The organism is Streptomyces sp. NPDC050617 (genome assembly GCF_040654795.1).
Taxonomy (GTDB): domain Bacteria; phylum Actinomycetota; class Actinomycetes; order Streptomycetales; family Streptomycetaceae; genus Streptomyces.
The window spans coordinates 618,492-625,695 of sequence record NZ_JBFAIS010000001.1 but is presented as its reverse complement, the minus strand read 5'-3'; the positions used below and the strand labels follow the sequence as shown (position 1 = coordinate 625,695).

General features: G+C 71.0%; 7 protein-coding genes. 3 read left to right on the top strand and 4 right to left on the bottom strand.

Annotated features, from left to right (window positions below):
• The 4 genes from AB0I49_RS02670 to AB0I49_RS02655 all read right to left on the bottom strand — a co-directional run.
• Positions 1 to 746: TIGR03842 family LLM class F420-dependent oxidoreductase (locus AB0I49_RS02670; protein WP_363224935.1), on the bottom strand; the 746-nt coding region annotated here is incomplete at its 3' end.
• A gap of 14 nt (positions 747 to 760) precedes the next feature.
• On the bottom strand, positions 761 to 2,161 hold the full coding sequence (gene hydA / locus AB0I49_RS02665; RefSeq protein ID WP_363224934.1) for a dihydropyrimidinase: 1,401 nt from the start codon (positions 2,159 to 2,161) through the stop codon (positions 761 to 763).
• Positions 2,158 to 3,501, bottom strand: coding sequence for an aspartate aminotransferase family protein (locus AB0I49_RS02660; protein WP_363224933.1), 1,344 nt, complete (start codon positions 3,499 to 3,501; stop codon positions 2,158 to 2,160). Before AB0I49_RS02660 ends, hydA begins: the two co-directional genes overlap by 4 nt.
• Positions 3,498 to 4,340, bottom strand: a complete 843-nt coding sequence (locus AB0I49_RS02655; RefSeq protein WP_363224931.1) for a nitrilase-related carbon-nitrogen hydrolase — start codon at positions 4,338 to 4,340, stop codon at positions 3,498 to 3,500. Before AB0I49_RS02655 ends, AB0I49_RS02660 begins: the two co-directional genes overlap by 4 nt.
• A gap of 199 nt (positions 4,341 to 4,539) precedes the next feature.
• On the opposite strand from AB0I49_RS02655, the gene AB0I49_RS02650 reads away from it, so the two are divergent.
• From AB0I49_RS02650 to AB0I49_RS02640, 3 genes are read left to right on the top strand one after another with little or no spacing between them, the layout of a single operon-like run.
• Positions 4,540 to 5,073, top strand: a complete 534-nt coding sequence (locus AB0I49_RS02650; protein WP_363224929.1) for a MarR family transcriptional regulator — start codon at positions 4,540 to 4,542, stop codon at positions 5,071 to 5,073.
• 5 nt (positions 5,074 to 5,078) lie between these two features.
• On the top strand, positions 5,079 to 6,506 hold the full coding sequence (locus AB0I49_RS02645; protein WP_363224968.1) for an MFS transporter: 1,428 nt from the start codon (positions 5,079 to 5,081) through the stop codon (positions 6,504 to 6,506).
• A 32-nt stretch (positions 6,507 to 6,538) separates the two neighbouring features.
• The gene (locus tag AB0I49_RS02640) at positions 6,539 to 7,090 is read left to right on the top strand and encodes an isochorismatase family protein (RefSeq protein ID WP_363224927.1); all 552 of its coding nucleotides are present in this window, start codon (positions 6,539 to 6,541) and stop codon (positions 7,088 to 7,090) included.
• The last annotated feature ends 114 nt before the right edge of the window (positions 7,091 to 7,204 follow it).

The window sequence follows — 7,204 nt, the reverse complement described above, 5'->3', positions numbered from 1 at the left end:
AGGGCCTCGGGCACCATGTCGGAGTGCTCGCCGTAGCGGCTCACCAGGTCGGCGACGTGGTTGCCGACCATGCCGCCGAACCAGCGGCACTGCTCGCGGGCGTGCGCGAGGTCGTCGCCCACGTACGCCGGGGCGGCGACGCAGATCTTGACGTCGGAGGGGTCGCGGCCGGCCTCCGCCGCCGCGTCCCGTACCGCCTTGATCATCCACTCGGTCAGATACGGGTCGGCGAGCTGGAGGATGAAGCCGTCCGCCTCGCGGCCCGCGAGCGCCAGCGCCTTCGGCCCGTACGCGGCCATCCACACCGGCAGCTTGCCGTCGCGCACCCAGGGGAAGCGCAGCGCCGTGCCGTCGACCGATATCTCGCGGCCTTCGGCGAGTTCGCGGATGACGTGCATGGACTCGCTGAGCGTGGCGAGGTTGTTGGGCTTGCGGCCGGCGACCCGCATCGCGGAGTCGCCGCGGCCGATGCCGCAGGCGGTGCGGTTGCCGTACATGTCGTTGAGCGTGGCGAAGGTGGAGGCGGTGACCTCCGGGGTGCGGGTGGAGGGGTTGGTGACCATGGGGCCGACGATGAGCCGCCGGGTGTGGTCCAGGATGCGGCTGTAGATGACGAACGGCTCCTGCCACAGCACGGCCGAGTCGAACGTCCAGCCATAGGTGAAACCGCGCTCCTCCGCGTGCCGCATCAGGTCGACGACGGCGGTGGCGGGCGGGTCGGTCTGAAGGACGAGTCCGAAGTCCATGGGTCCGCAGCCTCCTAGCTCAGGTACTGACAGGTGCCGCGCGGCACGTAACGGCCGTGCCCGGCGCGCCCGGTGAACTGCCGCTGGTCGAGTACGGCCGTGCCGCGCGAGAGCACGGTCTCGACCCGGCCGGTGATCCTCCTGCCCTCGTACGCCGAGTAGTCGACGTTCATGTGGTGCGTCTCGGCCGATATGACCTGCTCGGCGTGCGGGTCGTAGACGACGATGTCGGCGTCCGCGCCGGGCGCGATGGTGCCCTTCTTCGGGTAGAGGCCGAACATCCGGGCCGGGGCCGCGCAGGCGATGTCGATCCAGCGACGGCGCGAGATGTGCCCGTCCACGACCGCCTGGTGGAGGAGGTCCATCCGGTTCTCCACGCCCGGCATCCCGTTGGGGATCTTCGAGAAGTCGCCGCGCCCCAGGTCCTTCTGGCCCGTGAAGCAGAACGGGCAGTGGTCCGTGGAGACGACCTGGAGGTCGTCGCCGCGCAGCCCGCGCCACAGCGCTTCCTGGTGCTCGCGGGGCCGCAGCGGCGTGCTGCATACGTACTTCGCGCCTTCGAAGTCCGGCTCGGCGAGGTTGTCGGTGGACAGGAAGAGGTACTGCGGGCAGGTCTCGCCGAACACCGGCAGCCCCTTGTCGCGGGCGAGCGTCAGCTCCGCCACGGCCTCCTCCGCCGAGACGTGCACAATGTACAGCGGCGCCCCGGCGACGCGGGCGAGCTGGATGGCGCGGTGGGTGGCCTCGGCTTCGAGGAGCGTCTTGCGGACCTCGCCGTGGTAGCGGGGGTCGGTGCGGCCCTCCGCGAGGGCCTGTTCCACGAGGACGTCGATGGCGATGCCGTTCTCGGCGTGCATCATGATCAGCCCGCCGTTGCCGGCCGAGCGCTGCATCGCGCGCAGGATCTGCCCGTCGTCGCTGTAGAAGACGCCCGGATAGGCCATGAACAGCTTGAAGGAGGTGACGCCCTCCCCCACCAGCAGGTCCATCTCCTTGAGGGTGGACTCGTTCACATCGGAGAGGATCATGTGGAAGGCGTAGTCGACGGCGCACTGGGCGTCGGACTTGGCGTGCCAGAGGTCGAGCCCCTCGCGCAGCGCCTGTCCGCGCGTCTGGACCGCGAAGTCCACGATGGTGGTGGTGCCGCCCCAGGCGGCGGCGCGGGTCCCGGTCTCGAAGGAGTCGGCCGAGAAGGTGCCGCCGAAGGGGAAGTCCATGTGCGTGTGGGCGTCGATGCCGCCGGGGATCACGTACTTCCCGGTGGCGTCGATCGTACGGTCGGCCGTCCAGCCGGCGGCGTACGCGCTGTCCGAGGCGGCGAGGGCGACGATCTTCTCGTCCTCGATCAGCACATCGGCGTGGGTCTCCTCGGCGGCGGTGACGACCAGGCCGCCCCTGATGAGTGTGCGGGTCATGGCTGTTCCTCTCCGCCGATTCTCCTGGATTCTCCGAGCCCGCTGGTGGCGGACTGTGCCGCGCGCAGCGCGTCTTCGAGGTGCGCGGCCCCCTCTTCGGCCTCGGCGACGGACAGCGACAGCGGGGGCGCGATGCGCAGGACGTTGCCGTCGCGGCCGCCCTTGCCGACCAACAGGCCGTTCTCCCTGGCGCGTTCGAGGGCGGCGGTGGCGGCGCGAGGCGAGGGCGTGCCGTCGCGGTGGACCAGCTCCACGCCGATCATCAGGCCCCGGCCGCGTACTTCCCGTACGACCGGGAGTGCGGCGGCGACGGCGCGCAGCCGCTCGATGAGGAGGCCGCCGACGCGGCGGGCGTTGCCCTGGAGGTCGTGTTCCAGGAGGTAGGTGAGGTTGGCGAGGCCGGCGGCCATGGTGACGGGTGAGCCGCCGAAGGTGGAGATGGAGTTGGCGTCGAGGCAGTTCATGACATCGGCGCGGGCGACAACGCCGCCGATCGACATGCCGTTGCCGATGCCCTTGGCGAAGGTGAGGAGGTCGGGCGGGCCCGCCCGGCCGTGCGCCTGCCAGCCCCAGAAGTGCTCGCCGGTGCGGCCCCAGCCGGTCTGCACCTCGTCCGTGATCCACAGGATGCCGTGTGCGTCGAGGACGTCGCGGAAGGCCGCGAGGAGTCCGTCGGGCGGGTTGGTGAACCCGCCGACGCCCTGCACCGGTTCGGCGATGAGGGCGGCGACGTTGCCGTGCGTCTGGCTGAGCATGTCCTTGAGGTCCGCCACGCAGGCCGCGGTGTATTCGGCGTCCGACAGGTGCGCGTACGGGCCGTCGGTGCGGACGCCGCCGTGCACGTACAGCGTTTGGAGCGGCGAGAGGCTGGTGGGCGACCAGCTGGAGTTCCCGGTGATGCCGATGGAGGCGAAGGAACGGCCGTGGTAGCTGTTGCGCAGCGCCAGGATCTGGTTGGAGCGGCGGTAGGAGGTGGCGAGCAGCAGGGCCGCGTCGTTGGCCTCGGTGCCGGAGGTGGTGAAGAAGACGCGGGCGTCCGGGATGCCGGAGAGCTGGGCGATCCGCTCCGCGAGGTCGATCATCGGGCGGTCGAGGTAGAGGGTGGAGGTGTGCAGGATGCGGGCGGCCTGGTCGCTGACCGCCTTGGCGACCTCGGGGAGGGCATGGGCGGTCATGGTGGTGAGGATGCCGCCGAAGAAGTCGAGGTAGCGGTTGCCCTCGGCGTCCCATACGTGCCGGCCCTCGCCGTGGGTGAGCTCCAGCGGCCGCTCGTAGTAGAGCGAGAGCCAGTCCGGCATGACCGCCTGGTGGCGGGCGTGCAGGGAGGCGGGGGTGCTCATGGCTGTACCAGGCCGTCGTAGGCGTCGGGCCTGCGGTCCCGGTAGAAGGCCCACTGCTGGCGGACCTCGTCGATGAGGGAGAGGTCGAGGTCGCGGACGACCAGTTCCTCCTTGGTGTCGCTGGCCTTCGCGCCGACGAACTGGCCGCGGGGGTCGACGAAGTAGGAGGTGCCGTAGAAGTCGTTGTCGCCGTACTCCTCGGTGCCGACGCGGTTGATCGCGGCGACGAAGTACTCGTTGGCGACGGCGGCGGCGGGCTGTTCCAGCTCCCAGAGGTAGGCGGAGAGGCCGCGCGAGGTGGCGGAGGGGTTGTAGACGATCTGCGCGCCGCCGAGTCCGAGGGCGCGCCAGCCCTCGGGGAAGTGGCGGTCGTAGCAGATGTAGACGCCGACCTTGCCGACGGCGGTGTCGAAGACGGGCCAGCCGGCGTTGCCGGGCCGGAAGTAGAACTTCTCCCAGAACCCCTTGACCTGCGGGATGTGGTGCTTGCGGTACTTGCCGAGGTAGCTGCCGTCGGCGTCGATGACGGCGGCGGTGTTGTAGTAGAAGCCGGGCTGGTCCACTTCGTATACGGGCACGACGATCACCATGCCGGTCTCGCGGGCGAGGTCCTGCATCCGGCGCACGGTCGGTCCGTCGGGCACCGGTTCGGCCCAGCGGTAGTGCTCGTTGTCCTGGACCTGACAGAAGTACGGGGCGTTGAAGACTTCCTGGAACCCGATCACCTGAGCGCCTTGGTCGGCCGCCGCGCGGGCGTGTTCCTCGTGCTTGGCGATCATCGAATCGGTGTCACCGGTCCAACCGGCCTGGACGAGTGCGGCGCGGACGATTTTGGCCATGAATTGCTCCTTTGCCAGGGCGTCAACCAGGCTGAACACGCGTCGATCAAGTGGATCTACGTGTGGATGTGACCGTATGACCCGCCACGGGGTGTGGCAAGGGTTCCGCCGACAGGGCGCGACAGGCCCCGTCGATACCCCTCGGCTATCACGACAGGAAAACTTGCAAGTTTCCCTGTCGAACTCCTACGGTGGGGCCATGCCCGATCAGGAACCCGATCAGACGCAGGCACGCACCGCCGCCGACCTCACGGCCGTCGTCGGCCAGCTGTCGCGGCGGCTGCGGGCGGCTTCCCCGCAGGGGGAGCTCACGCCCACGCAGCGCTCGGCGCTGAGCCGGATCGCGGCCGACGGGGCCGTCACCACGGCGGCGCTGGCCCGCGCCGAGCTGGTGCGGCCGCAGTCGATGCGGCTGACGCTGGCCTATCTGGAGGAGCTGGGGCTGCTGGAGCGCACACCGCACCCCACCGACGGCCGGCAGGTCGTGCTCTCCCTCACGGCCGAGGGGCGCCGCACGCTCACATCCCTGCGGCAGTCCAAGCAGAGCTGGCTGGCCGGGGCCATCGCGGACCGGCTCACCCCCGACGAGCAGCGGACGCTGGCAGAGGCGACGGAGCTGCTGAAGCGGCTGGCGGCGGAAACTCCGGACAGTCCGGGTGACGCTGCGTCTGATGGCCATGCGGAACAGCGAGTTGACGCTCCGTCCGATGCCGACGCGCGAGTCCGGCAGTGAGCCGACTGGCCGCCCGTAGCGGTACGGCGGTGGGCGCGCCCGAGCACGCGGCCTCGGCCTACGGGCCGCGGCTGATGACGCCGCTGCTCATCGGCTCGGTGCTCAACCCCGTCAACTCCACGATGATCGCCACCGGCCTGGTGGCGATCGGCCACGACTTCGGCGTCGGCGCGTCCGCCACCGCCTGGCTCGTCGCCTCCCTCTATCTCGCCAGCGCCGTCGCGCAGCCCACCATGGGCAAACTCGCCGACCTCCTGGGCCCGCGCCGAATCTTCCTGAGCGGGCTGGTGGTGGTCCTGGCGGCCGGGGTGATCGGCACACTCGCGCCCGGCTTCGGCTGGCTGATCGCCTCCCGGGTGCTGCTCGGCATCGGCACGTCCGCCGCGTATCCGGCGGCGATGGCCATGCTCCGCGCCGTGTCGCGGCGCACCGGCGAGGAGGCCCCGCGCACCGTCCTGGGCCTGCTCTCCCTCGCGGGGCTCGGGTCCATGGCGGTCGGCCCGGTGCTCGGCGGGCTGCTCGCCGGGACCACGGGGTGGCGCGGCATCTTCGCCGTGAACGTACCGCTCGCCGCGCTCGGCCTCGTCCTCGCCCTCCTCTGGCTGCCGAAGGACGCCAGTACCGAGGCAGGGAAGAACACCGCAGGCGACGGCAGTACGGCCGGCCCATCACTCGACGGGCTCGGGATCGCGCTCTTCGGCGCGACGCTGACCGCCGCGATGCTCCTCCTGATGGAGCTGCGCCACCCCCGCTGGTACCTGCTGCCCCTCATCGCGGTGCTCGCCGCCGCCCTCACCTGGTGGCAGCTGCGCCGCCGCGACCCCTTCATCGACCTGCGGATGCTGGCCCGCAACCGGGCGCTGTCGTTCACCTACCTCCGCCACGGGCTGGCCTACCTCGTCATCTACTGCGTCATGTACGGGTACACGCAGTGGCTGGAGGAGGCGCACGGCTACTCCTCGTTCCACGCGGGGCTGATCGTCCTGCCGATGTCGCTGGCCGCCGCCGTGTGCTCGGTCCTCGGCGCGCGCACCAAGAGCATCCGGGCGCCGCTCACGCTCGCCTCGGTCCTCCTCGCGGCCGGCAGCGCCCTGCTGTTCGCCGCGAACCACACCACCCCTCTCGCCGCGCTCCTCCTGGCCGGAGTCCTTTTCGGCCTCCCGCAGGGGCTGACCTCGACGGGCAACCAGGCGGCCGTCTTCGTCCAGGCCCCCGCCGACGCGGTCGGCGCGGCGGCCGGGCTCCAGCGCACCGCCCAGTACCTCGGCGCGATCACCGCCTCCAGCCTCATCGGCCTCTTCTACGGGCAGCGCGCCACCGACTCCGGACTGCACGACATCGCCGTCGTGAGCGGCGGACTCAGCCTGCTGCTGATCGTCCTCACCGCCGCCGACCGCGCCTTGCGCACCACTCGCGGCGCCAAGTCCTCCTGACGTACCGTCACCTACCTATAGGAGCACAGCACATGCCCGCCACCACTCTCGACGCCAACACCGCGCTCGTCGTCATCGACCTTCAGAAGGGCATCACCGCCCTGCCGACCTTCTCCCCCGCCGCCGACGTCGTCGCGCGCTCCGCCGAGCTGGCCGCGGCGTTCCGCGACCGCGGACTGCCGGTGGTCCTCGTCAACGTCACGGGCGGCGCGCCGGGCCGCACCCAGGCCGGCATGCCGGGCGGTGAACTTCCCGCCGACTGGGCCGAGTTGGTGCCCGAGATCGGCCGGCAGCCCAGCGACATCGCCGTCACCAAGCAGCAGTGGGGCGCATTCCACGGCACCGCCCTCGACCTCGAACTGCGCCGCCGGGGCGTCACCCAGATCGTCCTCGCGGGCATCGCCACCAGCATCGGCGTCGAGTCCACGGCGCGCGCCGCGCACGAGCACGGCTACCACGTAACGATCGCGACGGACGCCGTCACCGACATGGACGCCGACGCCCACCGCAACAGCATCGAGAAGATCTTCCCCCGGCTGGGCGAGCTGGACTCGACGCAGGCCGTCATCGGCCTGCTCGGCTGACGACCGGGCGTACGGCCGTACGGCCCGGACAGCTCATGCGACCCGTACGGCCCGGCCGGACCGGAGAGTCACCGCTCCGGCCGACCGGGCCGTACGCACGTCAACTCCCCTCGT

What these genes read in the sequence shown, in the direction of transcription:
- AB0I49_RS02660 (WP_363224933.1), bottom strand. Translation starts at nt 3,501, where the DNA reads ATGAGCACCCCCGCCTCCCTGCACGCCCGCCACCAGGCGGTCATGCCG.
- AB0I49_RS02655 (WP_363224931.1), bottom strand. Translation starts at nt 4,340, where the DNA reads ATGGCCAAAATCGTCCGCGCCGCACTCGTCCAGGCCGGTTGGACCGGT.
- hydA (WP_363224934.1), bottom strand. Translation starts at nt 2,161, where the DNA reads ATGACCCGCACACTCATCAGGGGCGGCCTGGTCGTCACCGCCGCCGAG.
- AB0I49_RS02640 (WP_363224927.1), top strand. Translation starts at nt 6,539, where the DNA reads ATGCCCGCCACCACTCTCGACGCCAACACCGCGCTCGTCGTCATCGAC.
- AB0I49_RS02650 (WP_363224929.1), top strand. Translation starts at nt 4,540, where the DNA reads ATGCCCGATCAGGAACCCGATCAGACGCAGGCACGCACCGCCGCCGAC.